Annotated in this window: 24 protein-coding genes; 15 read left to right on the top strand and 9 right to left on the bottom strand. The window is 71.8% G+C overall.

The window, feature by feature from the left end; translation table 11 throughout:
- The first annotated feature begins 16 nt into the window (after positions 1 to 16).
- Positions 17 to 508 (top strand): pyridoxamine 5'-phosphate oxidase family protein, encoded by a 492-nt coding sequence (locus DFJ67_RS20760; protein WP_116069515.1) that lies wholly within the window; start codon positions 17 to 19, stop codon positions 506 to 508.
- A 15-nt stretch (positions 509 to 523) separates the two neighbouring features.
- Here the strand turns inward: DFJ67_RS20760 and DFJ67_RS20765 are convergent, their stop codons facing one another.
- Both DFJ67_RS20765 and DFJ67_RS20770 read right to left on the bottom strand, forming a co-directional pair.
- On the bottom strand, positions 524 to 1603 hold the full coding sequence (locus DFJ67_RS20765; RefSeq protein ID WP_116069516.1) for an aldo/keto reductase: 1080 nt from the start codon (positions 1601 to 1603) through the stop codon (positions 524 to 526).
- Positions 1604 to 1648: 45 nt separating this feature from the next.
- Entirely contained in the window at positions 1649 to 2245 is a 597-nt protein-coding gene (locus DFJ67_RS20770) for a TetR/AcrR family transcriptional regulator (RefSeq protein WP_116069517.1), read from the bottom strand.
- A 142-nt stretch (positions 2246 to 2387) separates the two neighbouring features.
- Here DFJ67_RS20770 and DFJ67_RS20775 point away from each other — a divergent pair, with 142 nt between their 5' ends.
- Positions 2388 to 3032: a DUF1345 domain-containing protein gene (locus tag DFJ67_RS20775; RefSeq protein WP_170215920.1), complete on the top strand. Its 645-nt coding sequence runs from the start codon at positions 2388 to 2390 to the stop codon at positions 3030 to 3032.
- Positions 3033 to 3042: 10 nt separating this feature from the next.
- Here the strand turns inward: DFJ67_RS20775 and DFJ67_RS20780 are convergent, their stop codons facing one another.
- On the bottom strand, positions 3043 to 4020 hold the full coding sequence (locus tag DFJ67_RS20780) for a DUF4331 family protein (RefSeq protein ID WP_116069519.1): 978 nt from the start codon (positions 4018 to 4020) through the stop codon (positions 3043 to 3045).
- 91 nt (positions 4021 to 4111) lie between these two features.
- On the opposite strand from DFJ67_RS20780, the gene cpt reads away from it, so the two are divergent.
- Positions 4112 to 4642 (top strand): chloramphenicol phosphotransferase CPT, encoded by a 531-nt coding sequence (cpt, locus tag DFJ67_RS20785; protein ID WP_203783956.1) that lies wholly within the window; start codon positions 4112 to 4114, stop codon positions 4640 to 4642.
- Here the strand turns inward: cpt and DFJ67_RS20790 are convergent.
- Positions 4635 to 6860 carry a peroxidase family protein gene (locus tag DFJ67_RS20790; RefSeq protein ID WP_116069520.1) on the bottom strand — a complete coding sequence of 742 codons (2226 nt, stop codon included), beginning with the start codon at positions 6858 to 6860 and terminating at the stop codon, positions 4635 to 4637. The two genes, cpt and DFJ67_RS20790, sit on opposite strands and share 8 nt — an antisense overlap.
- A gap of 190 nt (positions 6861 to 7050) precedes the next feature.
- Between DFJ67_RS20790 and DFJ67_RS20795 the strand changes: the two genes are divergently transcribed.
- Positions 7051 to 7815, top strand: a complete 765-nt coding sequence (locus DFJ67_RS20795) for an endonuclease/exonuclease/phosphatase family protein (RefSeq protein WP_116069521.1) — start codon at positions 7051 to 7053, stop codon at positions 7813 to 7815.
- Here DFJ67_RS20795 and DFJ67_RS20800 read toward each other — a convergent pair.
- Entirely contained in the window at positions 7752 to 8510 is a 759-nt protein-coding gene (locus DFJ67_RS20800) for an SAM-dependent methyltransferase (protein ID WP_116076476.1), read from the bottom strand. The two genes, DFJ67_RS20795 and DFJ67_RS20800, sit on opposite strands and share 64 nt — an antisense overlap.
- A gap of 269 nt (positions 8511 to 8779) precedes the next feature.
- Here DFJ67_RS20800 and DFJ67_RS20805 point away from each other — a divergent pair, with 269 nt between their 5' ends.
- From DFJ67_RS20805 to DFJ67_RS20815, 3 genes are all read left to right on the top strand, one after another.
- On the top strand, positions 8780 to 10816 hold the full coding sequence (locus tag DFJ67_RS20805) for a M14 family zinc carboxypeptidase (RefSeq protein ID WP_239097395.1): 2037 nt from the start codon (positions 8780 to 8782) through the stop codon (positions 10814 to 10816).
- 93 nt (positions 10817 to 10909) lie between these two features.
- Positions 10910 to 11533 carry a fasciclin domain-containing protein gene (locus DFJ67_RS20810; protein ID WP_116069523.1) on the top strand — a complete coding sequence of 208 codons (624 nt, stop codon included), beginning with the start codon at positions 10910 to 10912 and terminating at the stop codon, positions 11531 to 11533.
- A 40-nt stretch (positions 11534 to 11573) separates the two neighbouring features.
- The gene (locus DFJ67_RS20815; RefSeq protein WP_116069524.1) at positions 11574 to 12551 is read left to right on the top strand and encodes an alpha/beta hydrolase fold domain-containing protein; all 978 of its coding nucleotides are present in this window, start codon (positions 11574 to 11576) and stop codon (positions 12549 to 12551) included.
- On the opposite strand, the gene DFJ67_RS20820 is transcribed toward DFJ67_RS20815, so the two are convergent.
- Together DFJ67_RS20820 and DFJ67_RS20825 are read right to left on the bottom strand one after the other, a co-directional pair.
- Positions 12538 to 13191, bottom strand: a complete 654-nt coding sequence (locus tag DFJ67_RS20820; protein ID WP_170215921.1) for a pentapeptide repeat-containing protein — start codon at positions 13189 to 13191, stop codon at positions 12538 to 12540. The two genes, DFJ67_RS20815 and DFJ67_RS20820, sit on opposite strands and share 14 nt — an antisense overlap.
- Positions 13192 to 13207: 16 nt before the next feature.
- Positions 13208 to 15148, bottom strand: a complete 1941-nt coding sequence (locus tag DFJ67_RS20825) for a HelD family protein (protein WP_239097394.1) — start codon at positions 15146 to 15148, stop codon at positions 13208 to 13210.
- 88 nt (positions 15149 to 15236) lie between these two features.
- Here DFJ67_RS20825 and DFJ67_RS20830 point away from each other — a divergent pair, with 88 nt between their 5' ends.
- The 4 genes from DFJ67_RS20830 to DFJ67_RS20845 are packed head-to-tail and all read left to right on the top strand — an operon-like array spanning position 15237 to position 18953.
- On the top strand, positions 15237 to 15860 hold the full coding sequence (locus tag DFJ67_RS20830) for a TetR/AcrR family transcriptional regulator (protein WP_239097393.1): 624 nt from the start codon (positions 15237 to 15239) through the stop codon (positions 15858 to 15860).
- Between the two features lie 9 nt (positions 15861 to 15869).
- On the top strand, positions 15870 to 16376 hold the full coding sequence (locus DFJ67_RS20835; protein WP_116069527.1) for a nuclear transport factor 2 family protein: 507 nt from the start codon (positions 15870 to 15872) through the stop codon (positions 16374 to 16376).
- Between the two features lie 46 nt (positions 16377 to 16422).
- Positions 16423 to 17724: a DUF1800 domain-containing protein gene (locus DFJ67_RS20840; protein ID WP_116069528.1), complete on the top strand. Its 1302-nt coding sequence runs from the start codon at positions 16423 to 16425 to the stop codon at positions 17722 to 17724.
- A gap of 11 nt (positions 17725 to 17735) precedes the next feature.
- Entirely contained in the window at positions 17736 to 18953 is a 1218-nt protein-coding gene (locus tag DFJ67_RS20845; RefSeq protein WP_116069529.1) for a DUF1501 domain-containing protein, read from the top strand.
- On the opposite strand, the gene DFJ67_RS20850 is transcribed toward DFJ67_RS20845, so the two are convergent.
- A complete protein-coding gene (locus DFJ67_RS20850) occupies positions 18940 to 19761 on the bottom strand; it encodes an alpha/beta fold hydrolase (protein ID WP_116069530.1) in 822 nt (273 codons plus the stop codon). The two genes, DFJ67_RS20845 and DFJ67_RS20850, sit on opposite strands and share 14 nt — an antisense overlap.
- A 110-nt stretch (positions 19762 to 19871) precedes the next feature.
- Between DFJ67_RS20850 and DFJ67_RS20855 the strand changes: the two genes are divergently transcribed.
- Both DFJ67_RS20855 and DFJ67_RS20860 read left to right on the top strand, forming a co-directional pair.
- On the top strand, positions 19872 to 20813 hold the full coding sequence (locus tag DFJ67_RS20855; protein WP_116069531.1) for an NAD-dependent epimerase/dehydratase family protein: 942 nt from the start codon (positions 19872 to 19874) through the stop codon (positions 20811 to 20813).
- Positions 20814 to 20843: 30 nt separating this feature from the next.
- The gene (locus DFJ67_RS20860; RefSeq protein WP_116069532.1) at positions 20844 to 21803 is read left to right on the top strand and encodes a LysR family transcriptional regulator; all 960 of its coding nucleotides are present in this window, start codon (positions 20844 to 20846) and stop codon (positions 21801 to 21803) included.
- Here the strand turns inward: DFJ67_RS20860 and DFJ67_RS20865 are convergent.
- Entirely contained in the window at positions 21793 to 23412 is a 1620-nt protein-coding gene (locus tag DFJ67_RS20865) for a serine/threonine-protein kinase (RefSeq protein ID WP_239097392.1), read from the bottom strand. The genes DFJ67_RS20860 and DFJ67_RS20865 overlap by 11 nt on opposite strands.
- 214 nt (positions 23413 to 23626) lie before the next feature.
- On the opposite strand from DFJ67_RS20865, the gene DFJ67_RS43295 reads away from it, so the two are divergent.
- Together DFJ67_RS43295 and DFJ67_RS20875 are read left to right on the top strand one after the other, a co-directional pair.
- Complete coding sequence (locus tag DFJ67_RS43295) at positions 23627 to 24097, top strand: hypothetical protein (protein WP_211333961.1); 471 nt, start codon at positions 23627 to 23629, stop codon at positions 24095 to 24097.
- Positions 24098 to 24146: 49 nt separating this feature from the next.
- Positions 24147 to 24929 carry a hypothetical protein gene (locus DFJ67_RS20875; RefSeq protein WP_147315558.1) on the top strand — a complete coding sequence of 261 codons (783 nt, stop codon included), beginning with the start codon at positions 24147 to 24149 and terminating at the stop codon, positions 24927 to 24929.
- Positions 24930 to 24932 lie beyond the last annotated feature (3 nt).

Genomic DNA, 24932 nt, shown 5'->3' on the forward strand with positions numbered 1-24932 from the left:
CGTAAGATGGTCGACCATGGCTACCTGGCAGGAGTTCGTCGACGAAGCGCCGCAGATCGCCGAGATCTTTCAACGGAGGCACGCCGCCACCGGCAAGTTGTGCATGCTCGGCACCATCCGGGCCGATGGTTCGCCACGGATCAGCCCGATCGAGCCGCGGGTTTTCGAGGGCCGGCTGACCCTCGTCGGGATGCCCAACACCACGAAGTTCCGCGACCTCGGCCGTGACCCGCGGTTCTGCCTGCACACGGCCACTGTGGACCCGCAGGTCGGCGATGGTGACGTGAAGCTGTTCGGTTCCGTCTACCACGATCCCGACCGGGCGATGCACCAGCGGTTCGCCGACGACGTCTTCGCCGAGATCGGCCTCGACCTGCGCGGCCAGGAGTTCGACCCGTTCTACGTGGCCGAGTTGCACAGCGCGTCGGCGGTCACCTACAACGACGCCCAGCTCGTCGTCACCATCTGGAAGCCGGGCCAGGGCGAGCGCGCGGTCGCCAAGTCCTGAAGCGCAGCCCGCCCGTCACGCCGCGTTCCACACCGGAGGCGCGTAACCGGCCGGCTTGTCGCCGATGCCCAGCCCGGGGCTGACGATCCACGACTGGTATTCAGGCGTGAACATCCCATACGGCAGGCCGAGCGCCGGCTTGCTGGCCTCGTCGAGCCGGGCGCGCAACTCCGCCGGAATCTCGAAGTCGAGCGCGGCGAGGTTGCTGTCGAGCTGCGCGGGCCGGCTGGCGCCGACGATCACCGAGCCGACCGCCGGTTGGGTGGCCGCCCAGTTGATCGCGACCTGGGCCATGCTGCGGCCGAGTTCGCCGGCCACCTGGTCGAGTTCCTTGACCACCCGCCACTCGCGCTCGCCGACGGGGCGCTGCCCGTCGAGGGCCAGCCGACCGTCGCCGGCCACCCCGTCGCCGCTCGGGCGGTATTTGCCGGTGAGCAGGCCGCCGCCGATCGGGCTCCACGCGGTCAGGCCCAGGCCGAGGGACTGTGCCATCGACACGTACTCGGCCTCGATGTCGCGGGCCACCAGCGAGTAGGGGAGTTGCACCGTGATCATCGGGGTGAGCGCGTGCGCTTCGGCGAAGGTCTGGGCGCGGGCGGCGTACCAGGCGGGCACGTCGGAAAGCCCCGCGTAGCGGATCTTGCCGGCGCGCACGAGGTCGTCGAAGGTCCGCACGACCTCCTCGACGGGAGTGATCCGGTCCCACGTGTGCAGCAGGTAGAGGTCGAGATAGTCGGTGCCGAGCCGGCGCAGCGACGCCTCGACGGCACGGATCATGTGCTTGCGCCCGTTGCCGCCGGCGTTCGGGTCCGCCGGATCGACCGTGTTGGTGAACTTACTGGTCAACACCAGGCGATCGCGTACGCCGCCCGCGGCCATCAGCTTTCCGAGGATGATCTCGCTCTGCCCGGCGGTGTAGAAGTCGGCGGTATCGATCAGGTTGCCGCCCGCCTCCACGTAGCGCCGAAAGATCGGCTCGGCCTCCGCCTCGGTCTTGCCGTATGCAGCGTGGAAGCCGTCAACGCCGAAGTTCATCGTGCCGAGCGCCAGCCGGCTCACCCGCAGCCCGGAGCGCCCCAACAGGTAGTAGTTCATGGCGCCAACCGTGCTTCGAGAAAAATGGACCCGCAAGTCCAGAAATCACCGGCGCAGGCTGGCGATCCCGATGTCGAGCGCGGCTTCGAGGTGCCCGATGTTGCCGGTGGCGAGCATCACCATCACCCCACCCTGAATGCCGGCGAGCAGAGCGGCGGCCGACCGGTCGGCGTCGAGGGCCGGGTCGATCTCGCCGATGCCCTGCATGTGCCGGATCCCGGCGGCGATCTCGCCCTGCCACTGTGCGATCAGCTCGGAGACCACCGCCTGCGCGCCGGGGGAGTTGCGGCCGAGTTGGGCGGTGAGGCCGCTGAGTGGGCAGTCGCAGCCCTGGGCCAGATAGCGGGCGACGACCCGGTCACGCCAGGCCTGCCAGGCGGGCCAGGAGGTGAGAGCGCCAAGTTGCGGCTGCTGGTCGCTCAGGACGCGGTCGGCCTCCTGCTGGGCGACCGCCAGCAGCAACTGGTCTTTGCCCTCGGGGAAGTAGTGGAAGAGCTGGCTCTTGCTGGTCCCGGTGCGGGCACGCACGTCGTCGAGAGTGGTGGCGGCAATGCCCCGCTCGCGGATCTCGGCCGCAGCGCCCTCGACGATCCGCTGCCGGGTCGCGGCACCCTTGCGGGTCAAGGTCCGCTCCGCACCCATTGGACTCACCGGTCCACTCTATCTCGGGCCCTGCCGGGGAGCGGCTCGCAGCGTGGCGTTCGCTGGGTCGTTGCTCACCATGATGTGTCATCGGGCTGGCGACCCACCCGATGATGCCAGGCGTCGATGAGAGATGTGGATCATGCGCTGGTGGACCCATGAGTCATCTCGACAGCTTGTCTCCGCACTGCCTGTCGCACTCTCCTTGCTGGTTCCCGGCGATCCGCTGGTGCGGGTGGTCGCCGGCTGGGACATCTACGCCGCCTGCTACATCGTGCTCACCTGGCTCGCCTACCGCAGGCGCGAACCGTCGGCCTTGCGGGCGCTGGCACTCGCGTCGAGGCGCCGGCGACTGGCCGACCGGCTGCTGGCCATCAGCCCGGAGCAGATCTCCCAGGGAGCGGCAGGTGTCGCGCTGATCGCCACGGTGATCGCGATGCCGCAGGCGCGGCGGCTGGGCACCTCGCCCTCCCTGGTGCTCGGGATCTGCATCTTCGCGGTGGTCAGCTGCTGGCTGATCCTGCAGATCGGCTTCGCCATCACCTATCTGGGCCTGTGGGCGGAGGAAGGCGGGCTGACCTTCCCGGGCGACCACGAGCCGGGAGTGGTCGATTTCCTCTATTTCGCGGGCGGGGTCGGCACCACCTTCGGTGCGACGGACGTCGTCGTCACCCAGCAGCGGGTGCGGCGCCGGGTGCTCGTGCACAGCGTGTTGGCCTTCTGCTTCAACACCCTCGTTCTCGCTGTCGCCGTCACGATCCTGACCACCTACATCCCCACGTCGTGACGGCATTCGGCTACGGATTCGGTGGGCCGAGGTAAGGGAACTGGGGCAGCATGTCGTCGTGTGGGCGCAGGCCCGTCGGGCCGATGCGGCCGTTGGTCAGCCACGCGAAGCGCATGCTGAAGACGTCGTCCGTCAGCTTGCGGCCGTTGGGGTAGGCGGCGGGCCTGGTGCGGTCGTAGCGCAGGATGTCGGGCAGGTCCTGCATCGCCGCCGTTTTGGCGTCTTCCGGCGAATAGCCGCCGTCTTCCAGCACCTTCGACCACGGGCCCAGGTAGTTGGCCACGTCGTCGGACGGCTGGCGGGCGTTGTAGAGGTTCTTCTGCCCGTCGGGGTTGATGAACGGGTTGATCGTCGGGTTGCCGCCACGGTCCATCTGTTCCAGCTTGCCGTTGTTGCGGCGGCTGATCGTCGCCCAGATGCCGATGGTCGGGTCCGGCCCGAGCATCTCGCTCGGCACCTCGAGCGCGATGCAGTCGACGTTGTTGCCCGCGAAGTCGTCGTGGCCCGTCCAGGTGAGGTCGTGCAGGGCGCCCTCGACGTCGGCGAAGAACGGGTCGCTGCGCAGGCCCAGGAACAGGCGGATCTGGTCGGCCTCGACCGGCTTGACCGCGCCGTCGAAGGTGACCGGGACCGAATCGGCCAGCACCGAACCCGCGGGCTCGGGCTGGCGGGCGTCGGCGCCGGTGGCATACCAGGCCGTGCCGGTCTGCTGGCCGTTCTCGTAGTCGGAGAAGACGAACGTGAACGCCACGTCGCCCTGGGTGTCGCCGTCACTGTCCACATTGATGCGATAGACGGCGCCGGGGTAGAACTCCGGGCCCTGGTGTTGCTCGGGGATCGGCGGCGGTGCGCCGGTCGGGTTGGCGTCCATGATGAGCACGGTCTTGTCGGGGTTGCTGGACGACGTGAACGCGTAGACGTCGGTCAGGTCCAGGCGCCGGTCGTCGCCGGGGAACTTGAGGTTGTCAGCGCTGAAGTGGTTCGACATTCTCAGCCGATTCCCGTCGCCGGGGAAACTAACCGCGAACCCGGGCTGTGGCGGGCGGGGCCGCTGTTAACGGGCGTACTACCGTGACCTGGTGCAGGCGAAGGTGATTGTGCTCAACGGCGGTTCCAGTTCCGGCAAGTCGGGCATCGCGCGGTGTCTTCAGGCCGTCTTGCCGGAGAGCTGGCTGGCGGTGGGGACCGACACGTTCGTCGAGATGTTGCCCGCGACCAAGGGTCTGATCGAGTTTCCGCCCGACGGGACGGTGGTGATCGCGCCAGAGTTCCGCGCGTTGGAAGCCGCCTGGCGCGACGGCGTAGCCGCGATGGCGCGGCAAGGCGCCCGGGTCATCGTCGACGAGGTCTTTCTCGGTGGGGCAGACTCGCAGAACGAGTGGCGGCGGGCGTTGGGCGACCTGCCCGTCCTCTGGGTCGGCGTCAGGTGCGACGGCGCGGTCGCGGCCGGTCGGGAGACCGCCCGCGGCGATCGGGTCGCCGGCATGGCCCTGGATCAGGCCGAGATCGTCCATCGGGGGGTCGGCTACGACCTCGAGGTCGACACGACCCACACCGAGGCGATGGAGTGCGCCCGGGCCATCGCGGCCCGGGCGCAACAAACTAGCTGACCGCGCAGCGTTTGCCGTTGAGGCTGATGTTGGGTGGGATCCCGTTGGCCACATTGTCGAAGCTGGCGTTGAAGCCCACCCCCGACAGGGTCGCACCCGGTGCGAGCGTCGCGTTCCAACTCGCGTTCCGCACCGTCGCGGACGGGCCGCTCTGGCTGAACGTGCCGTTCCAACCCTGGGTGACGTTCTGGCCGTTGGCGAACTGCCACTGCACCGTCCACCCGTTCACCGGCGCGCTCGTCAGGTTGGTGATGCCGAGATCGACCTGGAAGTTGCCGGTCCAGGTGGTCGCGACGGAGTAGGTGACCCGGCACGTCGCCGCGGGCAGGTCGTCGTCGGGCACCAGGAAGACGTTCGGGTTGATGTCGGCGGCCGGTGTGTCGGTGTTGCGGGCGATGACCTGGGCCAGCGTGGTGTGGTAGTCGATGCCGTATTGACCCCGGATCCAGGACAGCCCCATGTCGTTGCCGTAGAAGAACCGGTCGCCGTCGCGGAGGGCCTGGAACTGGCGGGTCCAGATGGCCCGTTGCAGCTCGCCGAACTCGCTGCCGGCCACGTGTGGCTCGGCGATCATGCCGACAAACGCATCGACATTGTCAACATTGCCATAGATAGCGCGGAGCCGGGCGGCGGCCGTCGAGCGGCGGACGCCGGACGTCGAGCCGTCGGCCTCGCCGACCACGGTCGGGTCGCCGTTGATGTCGGCGGTGCTCAGGAAGTCGAGGCTGTTGGGGTTGTCCACGCCGGTGCCGGACGGGAACGTGTCGGTGGACTCGCCGGTGATGGCCCGGAACGACGTCTTGCGCGACAACCCGTACGCCTGGCGCATCTGGTTGTAGCTCGGCATCCCGTGGTCACGCGCGCGTTCGATGTCGATCGCGCCCAGGTCGACCACGCCGCGGAAGCAGGCCGGCAGCGTCGGACCGTCCAGGCAGGTCGGATTGCCCGGCACCGGAATCTGGAAGAGCACGCTGCGTAGCTGGTTGTCGATCATCTCGTCGTTGCGGTATTGCGATTCCGACAGGCTGGTCATCAGTGGCCCGAGGCCGAGCGCCGGGAGCAGGCCCGGGTTGAAGAAGCCCACGTTGAGCGGGATGGTGATGGCGACGTCGGCCCCGTCGACCTCGACCTCGAGCCCCTGCGCGCGGAACGCGTCGAGCTGCGCCGCGGAGTAGCGCGCCGCCTGCGTCTCGGCCGTGAACTCGCCGTGGATCTGGCTGTGTGCCCGGTATCCGACGGTCGCGAACTCGTTGGACAGCGTCGTGTCGGTCGACGACTTATAACCGGTGTACGCGGGCAGGTTGACGCCCATCACCGGAAGGAACTCGTTGTAGGTGATGTATTGCTGCTCGGCGACCACGATCCGCCGGGCGATCTGGAACCGGTCCTCGGCGCTCAGCGACGTGGGCAGCGACCGCGCGATCCGGTTGTGCTCGCGGGCGAAGAGCGTGTGGGTCGCGGTCAGCGCGACGTTCTCGTTGGCCCGCACGTCACCCGCGGTCACGGCGGCGGCGGAGTTGCCGGTCAGCCGGCCGTCGACGTCCATCGCCGGCGCGGTGGCCGCGTTGCCGCGGGCGTCGCGACGCGGCAGATAGTTGCCCGGCATCATCAGCGTTGCCGCGTTGTTGGCCAGGTTGTTGTCGACCGGCCCGTCGCGCAGCCATTCGAGCCGCTGTGTGGTGCCGCCGTAGACGGCCCAGGCGTCGATGTAGGAGCTGACCGTGTTGACCGCCTGGCGCGGGTTGCTGACGCCGGTGCCGGTGGCCGCCCGGTCGCGGGTGAACGGGATCCCGCCGGCGGTGTCGACAAAGGATTCGAGCGGGTCGCCGGCGTTGAAGGGGATCGGCGCCGACTCGGTGCCGCCGGCGGCGAGGCCGAAGGTGTGGTCGAGGAACTGGCCCCACGTCCAACCCCATTGGGTCACCCGGTGCTCGGAGAAGACGTTCTGATGTGCGTCGTTGAAGACGCGGTTGCTGACATACCGGCTGTTCGGGCCGGCCACCGGCTGCCCGCGCCCGTCGGCGTAGCGGGCCGCGGCCACCCGCGAATAGCTGCCGCCCACCTGCCCTTGCGCCGGCCGGGAAATGTTGTTGCCGCTCCCGTCGAGGCTCTCCACCTCGAAACCCACCGCGGCGTGGGCGTCCGGCATCACCACCAATACGGCCGCGGTCGCGACCACCAGGGCAAGGAACGACTTCGGTACGCGGGCTGTGGGCATGGTTCCTCCATGCGCGCTCGAAAAGAGACAGCAGAGATCGGATGATTGACCCTGTCACCGAGGGCCATCAGCGGCAGTGTGAGCCTTATAATGACGTACGTCAATAGGTAAGATTGGATGTTTGAACGCGCAACCATCCGGCGGCCCCGCAGCAACGAATGGAGGTCAGGCGACAACCGCGGAGGCGGCCATGGCTCTTCATCGGATCGGCCGCACGCTCGCGGCGCTCGGGCTCGTGGCCGTCATGCTCGGCGTCAGCCCCGGCGAAGCACCGTTCAGCGTGTTGCAGATGAACCTGTGCAACAGCGGCTGGGCCGGCTGCTACACCGGACGGTCGGTCGCCGAGGCGGCCGCGGTCATCCGTGCGTCGAGCCCCGACGTGGTGACGCTCAACGAGATCTGCCGCGACGACGCCGAGGCGTTGGGCCGGGCCGTGGGCGCGGCCTACTCCTTCCAGCCCGCGATCGACCGCCGCATCGGCCGACCGATCCTGTGCCGCGACGGTTCGCCGTATGGCATCGGCCTGCTGGTGCGCCGGCCCGGCGCACGCGAGACGAGCGGTGCCACCTACCCGATCCAGGATCCGGGTGGCCCGGAGGGTCGGGCCTGGCTCTGCGCGGCGGCCGCGCGTGGCTTCGCCGCCTGCACCACGCACCTCGTCAGCACGAACCCGTTCATCGCCCTGGCACAGTGCCGCTATTTCTTCACGACCGTGGTCGCGGCGCTGCGCGGGCCGGTCGTGGTCGGCGGCGACTTCAACCTCGGCAACCTGTCAACGTGTCGGCCGCCCGGCGACACGGCCGAGTCGGACGGCGGCCTCCAGCACGTGGCGATCTTCGGCGCGGCCGGCCCGCACCGGACCCGGGTGATCGACATGGCCGGGACGACGGATCACCCGGCGCTGTTGGTGGCTCTGCGCAGCACGAGCGTCGCGAACCCGAGCACGTCGCGGTAGCCGCGCAACCACCCCTCCCGGTGGGCGCGCGCGACAGCGAGCACCTCGGCCGCCTCGGGGTGACCGGGATTGTCCAGGCCCCACCCGGTCAACGATCCGACCCAGGACCACTCGTAGTCGTTCCACTCTTCGGCGTCGCTGACGTGCGCGTAGACCGGCGTCCAGCCGTCGTGCTCGGCCGCGTCGACCAGGCCGGCCAGGTCGGTGTAGTCGCCGGGCTTCACGTCGAGCGCGGCCAGCGCCGCCGGGGTCGGCGGAACCTGCCAGAACGCCTCGCCGACGAGCAGGATGCCGTCAGCGTTGACGTGCCGGCCGGCCTGCCGCAGGGTGCCGGCGAACCCGTCGAAGATGTGGGTCGCGCCGACACACAGCACGAGGTCGTAGTCGCCATCGGGCACATAGCTGCGTGCGTCGCGCTCGTGCAGGGTGAGCCGGTCGGCCAGGCCGCGCCCCTCGGCGGCGACGGCGGCGCGTTCGAGGACATGGGAGTTGAGGTCGACACCGTCGGCGTGGCCGTCGGGATAGTGGGCCAGGGCCTGCATCGCCCACGCCGCGTCGCCGCAGCCCAGGTCGAGGATGCGGGCGGTGGGTTCGCGGCCCGCCCGGCGCAGCAGCCGGTTGACGTTGACGCCGGAGACCGGCGCCGCGATCGGGTGGCGCGAGTGCGCGATGCTGCTGAGCCGTTGACGGTCCACGACCCAAGTCAACACCGTCATGGCGTACGCGCTCACCTGAGTTTTTCGGCAGGTAATCGAGCGAATCATTCTGATGATCCGCAAACGAAGGCTCAAGAGTTTCTCAAGATCGTTGCGATCGGCCCGTGAGGACAGTCAGGCTGACCGACACCGATGGCTTGATCTAGCAGTTGCCCCCGGGGTCCCCCCAACCTGGAGGATTCATGAAACGACGACGGTCTACCGTCATCGCCCTCTCCGCCTTGCTCGCTGCCAGTTTCGCTCCGTTCGTGTCGTCCACCTCGGCGTTCGCGGCGGAGCCCAACCAGGTCACCAACCTCTCGATCACCCAGGCCGACGGGTTCGCCACCGTCGCCTGGACCCCGGTTGAGGGCGCCACCGACTACCAGATCGAGCGCACCGCGGTGGACGCCGCGAACGCGCCGACCGGCAACCCGACCATCGTCGGCGTATGGCGGCCGAACCGTCAGATCAACAACGAGAAGCCCACCTTCGCCGACTCCGGGTTCAACCCCGGTGACCGGTTCGAATGGCGGGTACGGGCCCGGATCGGCACCGCCGAGCAGCCCTACTCGACGCCGGTCTTCGACTCGACCCGCGAGCCCTGGGGTGACCTGAACACTCCCGGCCAGAACCTGCGTACCCAGTGGGAGACCACCCACGCGGCGCAGTTCACCAGCGACGTCAACGAGTACGCGTACACCGCGGCCGTCGACGAGGCGAGCGACCGCGTGCGCGTCGTCGAGCTCGGCCGCACCGTGCTGGGTCGCCCGATCAACATGTTCGTCATCGGTTACCCGACCCCGCCGGCCACCGCCGCCGCGGTCGCGGCCACCTCGCCGCTGGCCGTCAACTGCAACGTGCACGGCAACGAGCCCGGTGACCGCGAGGCCTGCCTGATCATGGCTCGCCAGCTCGCGTTCTCCAACGACGCCCGCACGCTCAACCTGCTCAAGGGCACGACCGTGCTGATCGTCCCGACGATCAACGGCGACGGCCGGGCCGCCAACACCCGGGGCAACTCGACCGGGCAGGACCTCAACCGCGACTACTCGCTGATCCGCCAGCCGGAGACCGCGGCGTACGTGCGGATGCTGCGCGACTACCGCCCGGTTGCCGGCTACGACGGTCACGAGTTCGGCAACAGCCAGGCCGGTGACCTGCCGATGCTGCCGCCGCGTCACCAGAACGTGGCCCAGCCGATCTACGACGAGTCGCTCGACATGATCGAGAACCACATGTACGTCGAGGGCGCGAAGAGCGGCTGGTGGCCGTGCCCCTACGGCTGCCAGAACGGCGGCAGTGTTGGCCTGTCGGAGGAGACCATCCTCCGCAACACCCTGGGTCTGAAGAACACCATCAACTCGCTGCTGGAGCTGCGTAGCTCCGGTGGCCAGACCCGCCCCGACGAGGGCAACGCGGCCAACAACCGGCGCCGCAAGACGTTCTCCGCGCTGTGGACGTTCAACTCGTTCATGGACTACCACCACGCGCAGCTCGGCGACATCAAGAAGGCGCGGACCGAGGCGATCGAGTGGCAGGCCGGCAACTCCGGCCGGATCGTCTTCCGCGGCTCGCGGATCATCCCGGCGCACCCCGCGCCGCACCCGGGTGAGGCACCGCCGCCGGCCGACCAGCCGGACGCGAGCGACATCCTCGACAACGCGCCGTGTGCCTACAAGCTCACCGAGGCGCAATACACCGGTGCCCGCACCGACGGCCCCGGTGGCGTCGGCGCGACCGTGGCACAGCGGATCGCCGACCACGGCTGGAAGGTCGTCAAGGTGGCCGACGGCTACATCGTGCCGCTGGCCCAGCCGGAGCGTGGTCTCATCCCGCTGCTGCTCGACGAGCAGGGCGCTGAGGAATGGGTCTCCGGCGAACGGGTCTACCCGACTCTGACCGGCCGCCACAACGGCCCGCTGACCGTCTCCGGCTTCGCCTGCATCGAGGACGCGACGATCAACGGCCCGGTCAACGTTCGTCCGGGTGCGACCCTGGTCGCCACCCACACGACGATCAGCGGTCCGGTCAACGCCGCCAACACGGCTGGTGTCTTCTTCGGCGACAGCACGGTGCGCGGCCCGCTCCAGGTCGCCAACACCAACGGCCCGGTGACGGTCATCGGCACGCAGGTGTCGGGCCCGGTCAACCTGGCCAACAACACCGGTGGTGGCGCGCCCTACCTGGCCGGCAACAGCATCAGCGGCCCGCTGAGCTGCTCGGGCAACAGCCCGGCGCCGACCAACCTCGAGGTCCGCAACTCGGTCAACGGACCGAAGGCGGGTCAGTGCGCGACACTGTGACGTCGCACTGACATAGAAATCGTTCGCACCGGCGGGTCGGACCGGGACCCCCGGCCCGCCGGTGCGACGCCCCCAGTTCGTCTGGAGACTCTCATGTGGACTGTCCTGCCCCGCCGCACAGCGCTCGCGCTGACCGCGGCGGCCGCGCTGTTGGTGACCGCGGGCTGCACCGGCTCGGCCGAGGGCAAGGCGGAGGCTGGGGTGCAGGGCCCGCTCTGCGACGCGTTGCCCAGCGGCACCGAGCCCGGCAACCCGACCGCGCTGGCCACCGAGCCGGTCGACAGCGCGCTGACCTGGATCACCGTGCTGACGACGTTCGAGGGCGCGATGCGGGCCTCCGACCTGCTGCCCGAGCTCAAGGGCAAGTCCGGGATCACCGTGTTCGCGCCGAGCGACGACGCGTTCGCCGCGAAGTTCTCCAGCGACAACCTCGACGAACTGATGATCAAAGACAAGGACACGTTGCGTACGCTGCTCCGCGCGCACGTCGTCGACCGGTCGCTGAGCCTGGCTGAGCTGCGTGACGCCGGCTCGGTCAAGACGCTCGACGGGACCACCCTCACGGTGACCGCGGCCGACTCGATGGCCCGGATCGGCCCCGACGCGCAGACCGTGTGTGCCGACTACCGGATCGCCAACGGCCGCATCCACATCATCAACCACGTGCTCGGCAACCTGCCGACCACCGCGGGCACGGGCAGCGACCCCGGGCACTGAACGCGGGTATAAACGCGCCGATCGCGGGCACGGGCTGGCTATGGAGTACTACCTCGACCCGGAGCTCGCGGCGATGTTCGCGGGCGGCTTCCCGCGGACGGATCTCGCCGACCTGGCCACGGCCCGGAAGAACAGCGCAGCGGCACGGGAGCGGCTGCCGAGGTATGAGTCGCGGCGAGCGGTCACCGTGACCGACGTGGTGCTGCCGGGATACCAGCGCGACGATGGTGTGGGTGGGCGGCTCTATCGGCCCGACGGGGTCGCGGGGCCGTTGCCGGGCCTGATCTACCTCTTCGGCGGGGCGTTCGCGCTGGGCTCCATCGACGCGATCGACGGCCGGGCGCGGCAGATCGTCGACCGGGTCGACGTCACCGTGCTCACGGTCGCCTACCGGCGTGCGCCGGAACATCCCTATCCGGCGGCGCTCGACGACGCGTACGCGGCGCTGCTCTGGATTTCCGGCGCACCGGACATCGACCCCGCACGGGTCGGCGTGCTCGGTGAGAGTGCCGGCGGAGGGCTGGCCGCCGCGCTGGCCCTGATCACCCGCGACCGCGGCGGGCCGCGGCTGATCGCCCAGTTTCTCGACGCGCCCACCATCGACGACCGGCTGACCAGCCGGTCCATCCGGACGCTGACCGACGTGCCGGTCTGGCAGCCGCGCAACTCGCTCTACAGCTGGCGCTACTACCTGCGGGGCACCGCCGAGCCGGGCGCCGCCTACGTGCCCATCTACGCGGCGCCGGCCCGCGCGTCGGTGGACGCGTTGGCCGGCCTGCCGCCGGCGTACGTGACGTCCTATGAGGTCGATCCGACCCGCGACGAGGGCCTCGACTACGGCGTCTCCCTCATCCGCGCCGGCGTGCCGACCGAGTTGCACAGCTATCCGGGCGCGGTGCACGTCACCCACTCGATTCCCGGCACGGCCATCGGCGCTCGGATGACCGACGATCGGATGGCCGCGATCGAGCGCCTGCTCAAGCCCGGCGCCTTCGTCGCGGTGGTCAGTGAGAGCTAGCTTCGATCGTGATACCCAGCGCCGCCGCGAAGGTGTGTGACAGGGCCGCCAGGTCGGGCGCCGAGATGGTCGAGCCGGCCAGGCTGGTGACGCCGCCGAGGCCGGCCAGGTCGCACGCGGCGAAGCGGGTGCCGGCGCAGTTGGCGTTGGAGAGTTGGGCGCCGGTCAGGTCGCACCCGACGAACTCGGCGCGGCGCAGGTCGGCGTTGGTGAAGTCGGCGCCGGACAGGTTGCAGTCGACGAACCGCACGTGCGCGAACGAGGTGAAGCGGAACGCCACCAGGTTGGCGCGGCAGTCGGCGAACGTCACCTCGCGCAGCGTGCCGGCGGCCCACTGGGCGCCGGTCAGTCGCACGTCCGCGAGGCGTACCCGAAGCATGGTTGGCTTGTTGAACCGGCTGTTGGCCCAGTCACCCTGGTCGGCGACGCAATCGGTGAAGCGCGGCTGGTCGAGCACCGTGGCCGCCAGGCTGGTGCGCTCGAAGCGGCACTGGTCGAACTCGACCACGTCGGCTTCCTGACCGGAGAGGTCGCGGCCGGCGAAGCGGAGCCGGCGGAAGAGCGCCTCGTGTTCGAGGTCGTCGTCGGTGTCGGCGAGGGTCGGCAGTTGCGGCTCGCGGAGAGCGGGACGACCGGGCACGCCGACCACCGTAACCTCAGCCGGCGATCGACCGGGGGAGGGGGCGGTGGTGCAGGATGTCGAGGCGGGACACGGCCCGGGTCAGCACCACATAGAGCCGGTGCGGGCCGCGCGGCTCGGCGGCCACGATGTCGGCGGGCTCGACGACCACGACGTGGTCATACTCCAGGCCCTTGGCGAGGCTCGCCGGCAGCACCGTCACCCGGGGGTCCGGGGTGAGTGCTTTTTCGAGGCCGGCGACCGCCGCGTCCGCCGCGATGACGCCGATCGAGCCCGGCTGGCGCAGCGCCGTCCGGACCGCCTCGACCGTCGCGGCGGCCAGGTCGTCGACCCGCTCGATCCGGAGCACGCCGTCGTCGCGGACCGGCCGGGTCGCCGGCACGTCGACGTCGAGCGCCGCCAGCAGCCGGTTGGCGAGCGGCACCACCGCCGCCGACACCCGGAAGCCGGCGGTCAGCGCGATCACCGGGGTGCCGGGCTTGCCGAGGTGGGCGAGTTGGCTGGGCCAGTCGGTGGCGGCCCACGCGGTGGTGCCCTGGGCCAGGTCGCCGAGCACCGTGAGCGAGCCGTGGGTGCTGCGCCGCGCGACCGCCCGGCACTGCATCGGGGAGAGGTCCTGTGCCTCGTCGACGATCACGTGCCCGTAGCGCGGCGGATGGTCGATCAGCCCGGCGACCTCGTCGACGAGCAGCAGGTCGGCCGGCGTCCACCGGGGTGTCCGGCGCAGGATCGCCGCCTGCTCCGCGGCGTCGAGGACCCCGTCCGCGGCATCGGCCAGCGCGGCCGGGTCACTCAGCAGGGTGGCGACGAGCCGTTCCGGGCGTACGGGCGGCCAGAGGTGGTCGACGACGTCGCGGACCGCCCGGCTGCGACCGATCCGCTGGGCCCAGGCGGCACCGAGTTCGAGGCCGCGCAACTCGGCCTGGCGGCGGAGCCGGTCGACGATCCGGGAGCGCAGCCGTTCCCGCCCGATCCCGTAGAGCGGCGACTCGTGCCAGATCTGTGCCATCAGCCCGGCCAGCACGCCTTCGGACACGCGCCAGCGGAACGAGCCGTCGGGCACCGCCAGCGGCCCGGTCGGCTCGCCGAGGCCGGCGTAGAGAGCGCGGCTGAGCACGGTCGCCATCCGGGCGTCGTGCTTGACCGCGGCCGCCGCATCCGTGTCCATCGTGGAGGCTCGTCGGTAGGCGAGGAGCTGGTCGAGCGTGCGCTGCTCGACGTCGACCTCGCCGAGCGCGGGCAGCACCGCGCCGATGTAGGACAGGAACGCCGAGTTGGGCCCGAGCACCAGCACGCCGCCGCGGGCCAGCCGCTGCCGGTGCGCGTAGAGCAGGTAGGCCGCCCGGTGCAGGCCGACGGCGGTCTTCCCGGTGCCCGGTGCGCCCTGCACGCACAGCGACGCCCCCAGGTCGGCGCGGACCAACTCGTCCTGGTCGGGCTGGATGGTCGCGACGATGTCGCGCATCGGGCCGACCCGGGGCCGCAGGATCTCCTCGGTGAGCAGGCGGCTGGTCGTGTCGTGGTCGAGGGGCTCGTCTTCGAAGCCGGTCAGCTCGCCCCGGACCGACCAGCCGTAGCGCCGGCGGACGGCGACACCGAGCCGGTCGCGGGCGCTGGCCCGGTAGAACGCCCGCGACACCGGTGCCCGCCAGTCGACGACGAGCGGCTCCTCGGGCGGCTCGGCCACGTGCCGGCGGCCGATGTAGTAGCGCTGCCCCCGGTGCTCGCCCTCGCCGAACGAGAGGCGGCCGAAGAACAGCGGGCCGTCGGGCTCCGCCGCCAGTTCCTTGGCGTAGGTGCGCAGCATCCGGCCGAGCGTCTCGGCGGTGTAGCGGTCACCGGCGACCTGGGCGCCGGTGGCGACCCGCAGCCGGGCGGTGTCGAGCATCCGCGCCAACACGGCCCGCGAAGCGGCGAGATGTGCCCGCTCCTCGGCGAGCTGGCTGTCGAGGCTCACAGGCCATCCTCCAATGCTTAACCGAGTAAAGAATACGACCTTGTCAAGAATTTGCCCAAGGCAATTGGGTGCGGATAGGCTCAACCGCGTGACCGAACAGGCGGGGCTCCGCGAGCGCAAGCGGCAGCGCACCCACGACACGATCTCGGCGGCCGCGATCGCGCTCTTCCTGGAGCGCGGGTTCGATGCCGTTCCGGTGGCCGATGTCGCGGCGGCGGCCGAGGTGTCGAAGCCGACCCTGTTCAAATACTTCCCGACCAAGGAAGACCTGGTGCTGCACCGGATCGCCGACCACAGCGGCGAGTCCGCCCGGGTGGTCGCCGGGCGGGCCGCCGGTGAGCGGCCGCTGGCCGCCCTCCGCCGGCACTTCCTCGACGGGCTGCGCGACCGCGACCCGGTGACCGGGCTCAACGACCACCCCCAGGTGCTGGCCTACCACCGGATGGTGTTCGAGACGCCGAGCCTGGCCGCCCGGGTGGCCAGCTACACCGAGGCCGACGAGGCGGCGCTGGCCGGCGCGCTCGACCCGCGCGGCGGCCTCACCGCCCGCCTGGCCGCCGGCCAGGTCCTGGTCGTCCAGCGGATCCTGGCCCGCGACAACTGGCACCGGCTGATCGGGGGCCGCACCGCGGCCCAGGTCTACCGGCCGGCGGTCACAGCCGCCAACCGGGCTTTCGATCAGCTCGGGTCAGGACTGGCGGGTTCGTGGTAGGCATGAACGATGCCAACGACTATCGCTGCCTGGCGCGCCGCACTCGAGGCCGGTGACGCCGAGGCCGCCGGCGGCTGCCTGGCGGAGAACGCCGTCTTCATCTCGCCCCTCACCGAGAAGTTCCGGTTCCACGGCCGGGAGCAGATCACCGAGGTGCTGCGCTCGGCCGTCGAGGTCTTCGACGACGTCCGCTACCACACCGAGGTCGGCGAAGGCTCGACCTACGCCCTGTTCTTCCACTGCCGGGTCGGCGCGCAGGCCGTGGAGGAGGCGCAACTGATCCGGCTCGATGACGCCGGGCTGATCGGGGAGCTGACGTTCTTCGGGCGGCCACTGCCGGCGCTGACCGAGACCATGCTCGCGCTCGGGCCGCGGATGCTGCGGCGGCAGGGGCAGCCCGGGCTCGGCCGGCTGATCGGGTTCGCGGTGCGGCCGCTCGCGGCGATGACCCGGTTCGGTGAACGGCGGCTGGTGCCGCTCGGCGATCCCAATCGGCGACGTCGGATCGACGGCTGACAGAGCCCTTACGTTCCTCGTACACCGTTGGCCTAGCGTCTCCGCCATGCCTGACCGCGCAAGGATCGCCCACCTGCTGCGCCGTGCCACCTTCGGGCCGACGGCCGAGGAGGTCGACGCGGCCGAGCGGGCCGGATACGACGTGACCGTTTCCCAGCTGCTGCGGCCGACCGGCAGCGATTCGGGGGCGCCGAAGCCGCCGGTCTTCGCCGCCATCGCCGAACTGGGCAAGAACGCCAGCCGAGCCGACAAGCAGAAGGCCAACCAGCAGCGGCGCCAGCAGGTCACCGTGGCCATCGACTGGTGGCTCGACCGGATGGTCGCGGCCGAGCACCAGCTCACCGAGAAGATGGTGTTCTTCTGGCACGGCCACTGGGCGACCAGCGCGCAGAAGGTCAAGGCCGCTCCGCTGATGCTCGGCCAGCTGCAGACCTTCCGGGAGCACGGCCGGGGCGACTTCGCCGCGTTCACCACCCGGATGATCCGCGACCCGGCGCTGATCATCTGGCTCGACGGGCAGAAGAACACGGTGAAGGCGCCCAACGAGAATCTGGCCCGCGAGCTGATGGAGCTGTTCACGCTCGGCATCGGCAACTACGCCGAAGCCGACGTCAAGGCCGGCGCCCGGGCACTCACGGGCTTTACCGTCGACCGGCGGGCCGGCACCGTGAAGTTCGTCGCGCGCCGGCACGACCGGGGCGCCAAGACGATCCTCGGCCACACGGCGGCGTTCGACGCCGACCAGTTCGCCGAACTGGTCGCCACCCAACCGGCCGCGGCGGGCTTCCTCCCCCAGCGACTCTGGTTCCGCTTCGCCAGTGGCGAGCCGATGACCGACGAGGTGCTGGGCCGGCTGATCGGGGCGGGCCGCGACGTCGACGACCTGCTGCGCGCGCTGTTCACCGACCCGGGCTTCGACGACACCCGGGGCCAGCTCGTCAAGCAGCCGGTCGAGTGGGCGGTCGGCGCCATGCGGCAGCTCGGCATCCGTCCGGCCCGGCTCACCGACCAGCAGCGCAAGCAGCTCGTCAGCGGCCTCAACGGGCTCGACCAGGTGCCGCTGCGGCCACCCAGCGTCGGCGGCTGGCCGGCCGGTGCGGCCTGGCTGACCACCAGCTCGCTGCAGGCCCGGCTGCGGCTGGCCGAGCTGTTCGCCGGGGGTGCGGCGGCGCCGGTGCTCGACCGACTGAGGGCCGCGCCCACCGCCGGGCGCCCCGACGCGCTGGCGCGGCTGCTGGTCGTCGACGGCTGGACCGACCGCACCCGCAAGGTGCTCGCCGACGCGGCCGGCAAGCCCGAACGGCTGATCCAGCTCGGCCTGGTCAGCCCCGAATACACCATCCACTGAGGAGCGGACCGATGGACATGCTCACCCGGCGCAAGTTCCTCGTCGCGAGCGGGGTCGTCGGCGCGGGCGCGCTCGCGGCCGGCGCGACCGCCTACACGCTGGCCGACATCCTCGACACGGCGGAGTCCGGCGACCGGCCCCGGGACGCGGGCACGCTCGTGGTCGTCACGCTCTACGGCGGCAACGACGGCCTCAACACGGTCGTGCCCTACGCCGACGCGTCCTATCAGGACGCCCGACCGGACATCGCCTACGACGCCGGCGAGGTGCTCCGGCTCGACGACAGCACCGGGCTCAACCCGGCGCTGAAGGGCTTCCAGCGGCTCTTCACCGAGGGCCGGCTGGCGGTGGTCCGCGGCGTCGGTTATCCGAAACCGGATCGCAGCCACTTCCGCTCGATGGACATCTGGCAGACCGCCGATCCCGTGCGCCCGGGCACCACCGGCTGGCTCGGCCGCTGGCTCGACACGGCCGGCGGCGACCCCCGCCTCGCGGTCAGTTTCGAGCCCGCGCTGCCGCCGCTGCTGGCCGGCGCGACCAGTGCCGGCGCCGCCGTGCCGACCAACGTCCGCCGGGGCGCGAAGGGCGTGACCGGGCTCGGCCTGCCGGCCGCGGGCGAGCCGCCGCTGCAGGCCCGGGCCGCGCGCTGCTTCGCCGACCTGGACAGCATCGAAGCGATGATCACGGGGGTACGCGACGCGCAGCCGACCGATCCGGACGCCGACGAGGGCGACGACCCGGCCACCGGCACCGGCGGCCGGGCCGAACTCGGCGCCCAACTCGACCTGGTCGCCCAGTGCGTCGAGGCCGGCGTGGCCACCCGGGCGTTCTCCGTGTCGCTCGGCGGCTTCGACACCCACGCCGACGAGAAGCAGCTACAGGAGATCCTGCTGGCCCAGGTCGACAAGGCGGTGACCGCGTTCGTCGACCGGATGGCCGGCCGCCCGGTGACGGTGGCGGTCTACTCGGAGTTCGGCCGCCGGGTGCGGGCCAACGCGAGCGACGGCACCGACCACGGCACCGCGTCGAACGTGTTCGTGCTCGGCTCCGGCCTGCGCGGCGGCCTGCACGGCGAGCAGCCGAGCCTGACCGACCTCGACGACGGCGACCTGAAATACACCGTCGACTTCCGTGACGTCTACGCCGGCCTGCTCGCCGACGTGCTGGCCACCGATCCGGAGCAGGTGTTGGGCGGCTGGAAGGGGAAGCTGTCGCTCACCGGCTCGTGAGCCAGGCCATCGCCTCCGGGAAGCGGCGCAGGATCGACACGTGCCCGTCCACAGCAGACGTCTGTAGCGTCGCGCCCGGGATCCGCTCGGCCAGCCAGGCGCTGTGTGCCGGGGGCACCATCCGGTCGAGTTGGCCGGCCAGCAGCAGCACCGGCGCCGTGACCTCGGCCGGGTCGAAGCCCCAGGGCGCCACGTAGGCGAGGTCGTCGTCGCCCGCGGCCACCGGGCCCTGGGCCAGCGCCGGCCGGACCACGTCGAGCACCCAGGCCCAGTCGGTCTCCAGGGCGTCGTTGTCGGCGTCGACGAAGCCGATGTCGGGGTCGCCGGGCGGGTTGTCGTCGTAGGCCGCCCGGGCCGCCGGCCCCGCGAGCGCGGCGTGCAGCGACGCCGCCGCGCCCGGTGCCATCCCGCCGAACCAGTCGAGGCCGGCCGCGCCCCAGGGCGCCAGGCTCGACCCGGTCAGCACCGCGCTGACCCGTTCCGGCAGCAGCGCCGCGACGGCGAGCGCGTGTGGCGAGCCGCCGGAGTGCCCGACCACGGCGAACCGGTCGAGCCCGAGCGCGCGGGCGACCGCGGTGGTGTAGGCCGCGGCGGAGGCGACGTCGCGCCCCGGCACCCGGGTCGAGCCGCCGTAGCCGGGTCGGTCGTAGGAGACCCAGCGGATCCCGTCGCCGAACAACGGAACCGGCGGTGCGCCGATGTTGGGTGTGCCGTGGTGCCAGAACGCGGTCAGCGGTGCGGCCTGGCCGGTGTCGTAGACGTGGAGGGTCTGCCCACCGCCGAGGTCGAGGTCGAACTCCTTGGTCACGGGCCGACCCTACCCACAACCGATGGTTGGCGCAGGCGACAAACATTCGTTGGACCCGTCCCCGGCTCCGCTGGTCTGCTGTTCTCAGGTAGGCGAAGGGGGAGAGAGCGATGCGAGTCCTGTTGGCGGGCGCTTCCGGCGTTCTGGGGCGGCACATGGCCGCCGCACTGATCGAGTCCGGGCACGAGGTGGTCGGGCTGACCCGCTCACCCGGGCGGCTGCAAGACGACGGCGTCGAACCGGTCGTCGCCGACCTGCTCGACCGCGACGGCCTGCTCCGCGCCGTCGAGGGGATGCGGGCCGACGCCGCGATCCACGCCGCGACCGCGCTGCGCAAGGTGCCGATGCGCCATTCCGGGATGGCCGCCACCGACGAGTTGCGGGTGCGGGGGACCCGCAACTTCATCGAGGCGGTCCAGGCCGTCGGCGCCCGCCGGCTGGTCGTCGAGTCGATGCATTTCGGCTACGGGTACGGCGACTTCGGCGACCGGGTCATCACCGAGTCGAACACCCCGTTCGCGCCGCCCGGCCGGACCACCGCGCTGGAGCGCCACCTCGAAGGGTTCCGGGTCAAGGAGCACCTGGCTCTGCACACCGATGGCATCGAGGGCATCGCGCTGCGGTTCGGTGCCCTCTACGGCCCCGGCTACGGCGCCGGCGGCACCGACCAGATCGTGGCGATGCTGCGCAAGCGGGCGCTGCCGGTGGTCTCGGAGCGGGTCCGCGGGTCGCTGCCGTGGACCCACCTCGCCGACGCGGGCACGGCGACGGTGGCGGCGCTCGAACGCGGCCGGGCCGGCGAGGCCTACCACGTGGTCGACGACGAGTCGGCCTCGATGACCGCGCACGTCCGGTTCCTCGCGCAGACCTTCGGCACGCCGGCGCCGATGACCGTGCCGCTGTGGTTGATCGGCGCCATCGGGCCCTACCTGCACGCGTTCCTCACGTCCTACGCGCACCTTTCCAACGCCAAGGCCCGCGACGAACTCGGCTGGGCGCCCGCCTACCCGACCTATCGCGACGGCATCAGGTCACTGGCGCCGGCACGTTGACATCAGGGTGGGATCGGCCATCGTGGACGGGTGGACTTCGACCTGGCTCAGGTGCGCGCGTTCCTCGCCGTGGCCGAGTTGCGGCACTTCGGGCGGGCGGCCACCCGGCTCAACCTCACCCAGCAGGCGCTGTCCAAGCGCATCCAGCGGCTCGAACAGCTCCTCGGTGAGCCGCTGCTGGTCCGCGACAGCCGGGCCGTGGAGTTGACCGACGCGGGCGCGCGGTTCCTGCCGCACGCCCGCGCCCTGCTCATCGCCGCCGACAGCGCGGTGGCCGAGACCCGCTCGATCATCCGGCCGGTCCGGGTCGACGTCTGGGGCCACCTGCACGAGCCGCTGGCCTGGATGCGCCGGCTCAGCGCTGCGGAGGCCCGGCTGACCATCGAGGTCAGCATGCGGCGCGGGCTGCTGGCGGCCATCGACTCGCTCAGCCGAGGCGAGATCGACGTCGCGTTCGGCCGGGTGCACGACCTCGGCCAGCCGGTGCCGGCCATGCTCACCCACGATCTGGTCCGGCTGGCGCCGCTCGGTGCTCTCCTCGACGCCGGGCACCCGCTGGCCACGGCGGCCAGCGTCGCGCCGGCCGACCTGGCGGAGTGCGGCATCTGGCAGCCGATCTCCGACGCGGCGGCCGAGCTGACCGGCTACAACCAACGGTTCGCCAAGCATTTCGCGGTGCCGCTGGTCGGTGGCGGCTCCAACCTGGGCGCCGAGCACGCCGCCGACTATCTGCACGCCCATCCGGCGCACGCGGTCCTGGTGCCGGCCGACCTGGCCGTGCCGGCCGACGCGAAGGTGCGCGTCGTCCCGCTGACCGGGCCGGTGCCGCGGTGGCCGTGGTCGATGCTGTGGCGCGAAGACGACCACAACCCGGCGGTCGGCCTGCTCCGCCGCCGGCTGGTGGAGCTGTCCCGGGCTGAGAACTGGACCGGCTTCGACCCGGCCCGCGACTGGCTGCCGGAGCTCGACCTGGCCGGCCTCAGACCTTGACCGGGCTGCCGCCGCGGCAGGCGATGCGGACCTTCAGCACGGGGTCGAGCAGGTTCAAGACCGGGTTGAGGGTGATCGTCACGGTGTCCTGCGGCCCGCTGGGATAGTCGGCCTCATAGCCGAGCAGGCTCACGCCGAGCACCTCGGCCTGATCGCCCACGCAGCGGGCGGTGACTTTTACCCCGGGCAGCGGTCGCAGGTCGACGGAGCGGCCCGGCGTCGGGCCGGGGTTGGCGGGCGGTGGCGGCGCGCCACCACCGTTGTCATCGGGATCGTCGCCGCCCGAGCCGGAGCCCGAGCCTGAGCCGGTTCCGGTGCCGGTTCCCGTCCCGGTGCCCGCGCCTCGGGTCGACTCCGGTGCGCTGCCGCCGGTCGCCTGGCCGCCGCGGACGGTTCCGTCGTTGCCCACCGCGGTGGCGCTGGGTGCCGGGGCTGTGCTGGTGGGCTGTGTTCCGGTTGTCGTCGGCGCGACGGTCGCGGTGGGTGTCACGGTCCCGGTCGCGCCAGCGACGCCGCCTGGTTCGTCGCTGGGCACGACGAGCGCGGCGATCACCGCCCCGGCGACCAGCAGCGCGCCGGCGGCGCCGAGCAGCGCGCGCCGGCGCCGGTCGCCGGTGCGCACCGGCGCGGCCTTCACCACCTCGGTGGTCAGCTCGGGATCGGCCTTCGGGCGGCCGGCGTCGACCACGTCGGCCGCGACCGGCGCGGCGGCCGCCGCCTGGGTGGACGCGTCCATGGCGGCGACCAGGCCGACCAGTGCCGGGTCGTCGTCCTGCGGCGGCGGCACGATCCCGGCGGCCGTGGCGAGCACCGCGGCCACCTCCGCGGCGCCCGGCCGGTCGGCCGGCTCCTTCGCCAGGCACCGGTCGCAGATCGCGTTGACCTCGGCCGGGATGTCGTCCAGCGGCGGCAGCGGCTCGGGCTCGACGTACACGTGTGCGTCGAGCATCTGGGTTGTGGTGTCGGCCTGCCAGGGCAACCGGTTGGTCAGCGCGCGGTAGATCAGCAGCCCCAACGCGTAGATGTCGGACGCCGGCGAGACCTGGCCGAGGGTGAGCCGCTCGGGTGCGAGGTAGGCCGGCGTGCCGAGGAGCAGCCCGTCGGCCTCGAGCTCGTCGCGGCCGACGACAGCGGCGATGCCGAAGTCGACGACCTTGGCGCCCGACGGCGTCAGCATCACGTTGCTCGGTTTCACATCGCGGTGCACGAGGTCCTGTGCATGGGCCGCGGCCAGGGCGGCGGCGACCTCCGACAGGATGCGCAGCGCGACCCGGGAGGGGAGTGGGCCATCCTCGAGGCGTTGCGCGAGGGTGCGGCCCGGCAGCAGTTCCATCACCACGTAGGGCACCTTGGTGCCGTCGTCGTCGACGGTCTCGCCGTAGTCGAAGACCCCGGTCACGTTGGGGTGCCAGAGCCGGGCGGCGGCCCGGGCCTCGGCGCGGATCCGCTGCCGCGCGGCGACACTGACGGCGTGCTTGGTGGCGAGCACCTTGATCGCGACCTGGCGCTGGAGCACCAGGTCCTGGGCACGCCAGACGACCGACATGCCGCCGGCGCCGAGTCGGTCGTCGAGCCGGTAGCGGCCGTCGAGGACCTGTTGGGAGCGCACGGGCACAGCTTGCCAACATCGCGCGCAATCGGCATCCCGGCGACGGGACTGTTATCGACGGGCGTGATGACCGAATCATGCCGTCCTGGGTCAGACGAGGTAGGTTGGCCAGGTGATTCTCGACGCGCTGATCCGGCCGCTCCGCCGGATCGTGCGCCGATCTGCCCGGGTTCTAACTGGTTTGGCCGCTTTGGCGCTAGCCGTAGGGATCGGCGTGTCGACGCCCGCCGCGCCGGCCGCCGCAGCGCCGCCGGCAGCCGCTGCCGCGCCGGCCGCCGCCGTGCCGCCGGCACCCGTTGCCGCGCCGGCCGCCCGGGCGCTGCCGGCACCCGTGCCCGCCTCCGCCCGCGGCGGCGTTGACCGCGTCAGCGCCGTGCCCGCCTCCGCCCGCGGCGGCGTTGACCGCGTCAGCGCCGTGCCCGCCTCCGCCCGCGGCGGCGTTGACCGCGTCAGCGCCGTGCCCGCCTCCGCCCGCGGCGGCGTTGACCGCGTCAGCGCCGTGCCCGCCTCCGTCCGCGCCGGCGTTGACCGCGTCACCGCCGGGCCGGCCGTCGTCCCGCCGGCCGGCGCCACCTCCGACCCGCAGCCAGCGGCCGCGGGCGACGCGCGCCGACCGCACCCGGCCGCATTCCCGGAGAAACCCGCGCCCCGGGCCCCACCGGCGGGCGACGACACCACCCGCTGAGCACCCCTCGGCTCCGTCGTCCCCTCTGTTCCCACCGGTGAGGCTTCCCGTGAATACCGTCATGCAACTCTTCTTCGTCGGCGTGCCGCGCGCCGCCGTCATCTGGTCGATCCTTCTGGGCCTGTCGATCCTGGCGATCGCGGGCCTGCACCTGGTCGGCCCGCGCGCCCCGAAGCGTCCCGGCGTGCGGGCCAAGCTGCGCGCCGCCCGGGCGCGTCAGCAGGAGCGCGTCGCGAGCGCCGCGGAGTTGGTGCGCTACGCCGACGAGGTCGGCATCGCCGCGCAGCGGGCGGAAGCGACCGCCCGCCGCCGGCACGACGCCTGGCTCGCCGCACAGGAGAGCGCGGAGAAGGCCTGGTCGGCCTTCGAATCGGCGGACCTGACCGCGAGCCGGATGTCCGCGGCCGCGCTGCTGCCGACCCCCACGACACCCCAGACGCCACAGGAGTACGCCGACCGCGAACGCTGGCTGCACCGCGCCGTGATGGCCGCGTGTGCCCACAATCTACTGTCCTTGATGGACCTCAACGACGCGCTCGCGCACCGCAACGGTTGGGACCCGCGCCGCCACCCGGTGGAGCAGGAGGCGATCCTGCGCCGGGCGATCCGCGACACGCTGCGCACCGCGGAGCGCACCACGGCCCGGGCCGAGCGCACCGCGTGGGAGTCGGCGGAGTCGGCCGCCGCGGCCGCACACAGCCTGCGGGCCGAGGCCCGCGCCGCCAAGGAGCGCGCCGACGCCGTGCGCCACCTGGTGCGACCGGAAACCGTGGCCGGCGCGGCACGCCGGCAGCACCGGCTGCGGGCGGCCGTGGCCCGGCAGGGGGTGTGACGA

Origin of the sequence: Asanoa ferruginea, from assembly GCF_003387075.1 — a bacterium.
Classification (GTDB): Bacteria; Actinomycetota; Actinomycetes; order Mycobacteriales; family Micromonosporaceae; genus Asanoa; species Asanoa ferruginea.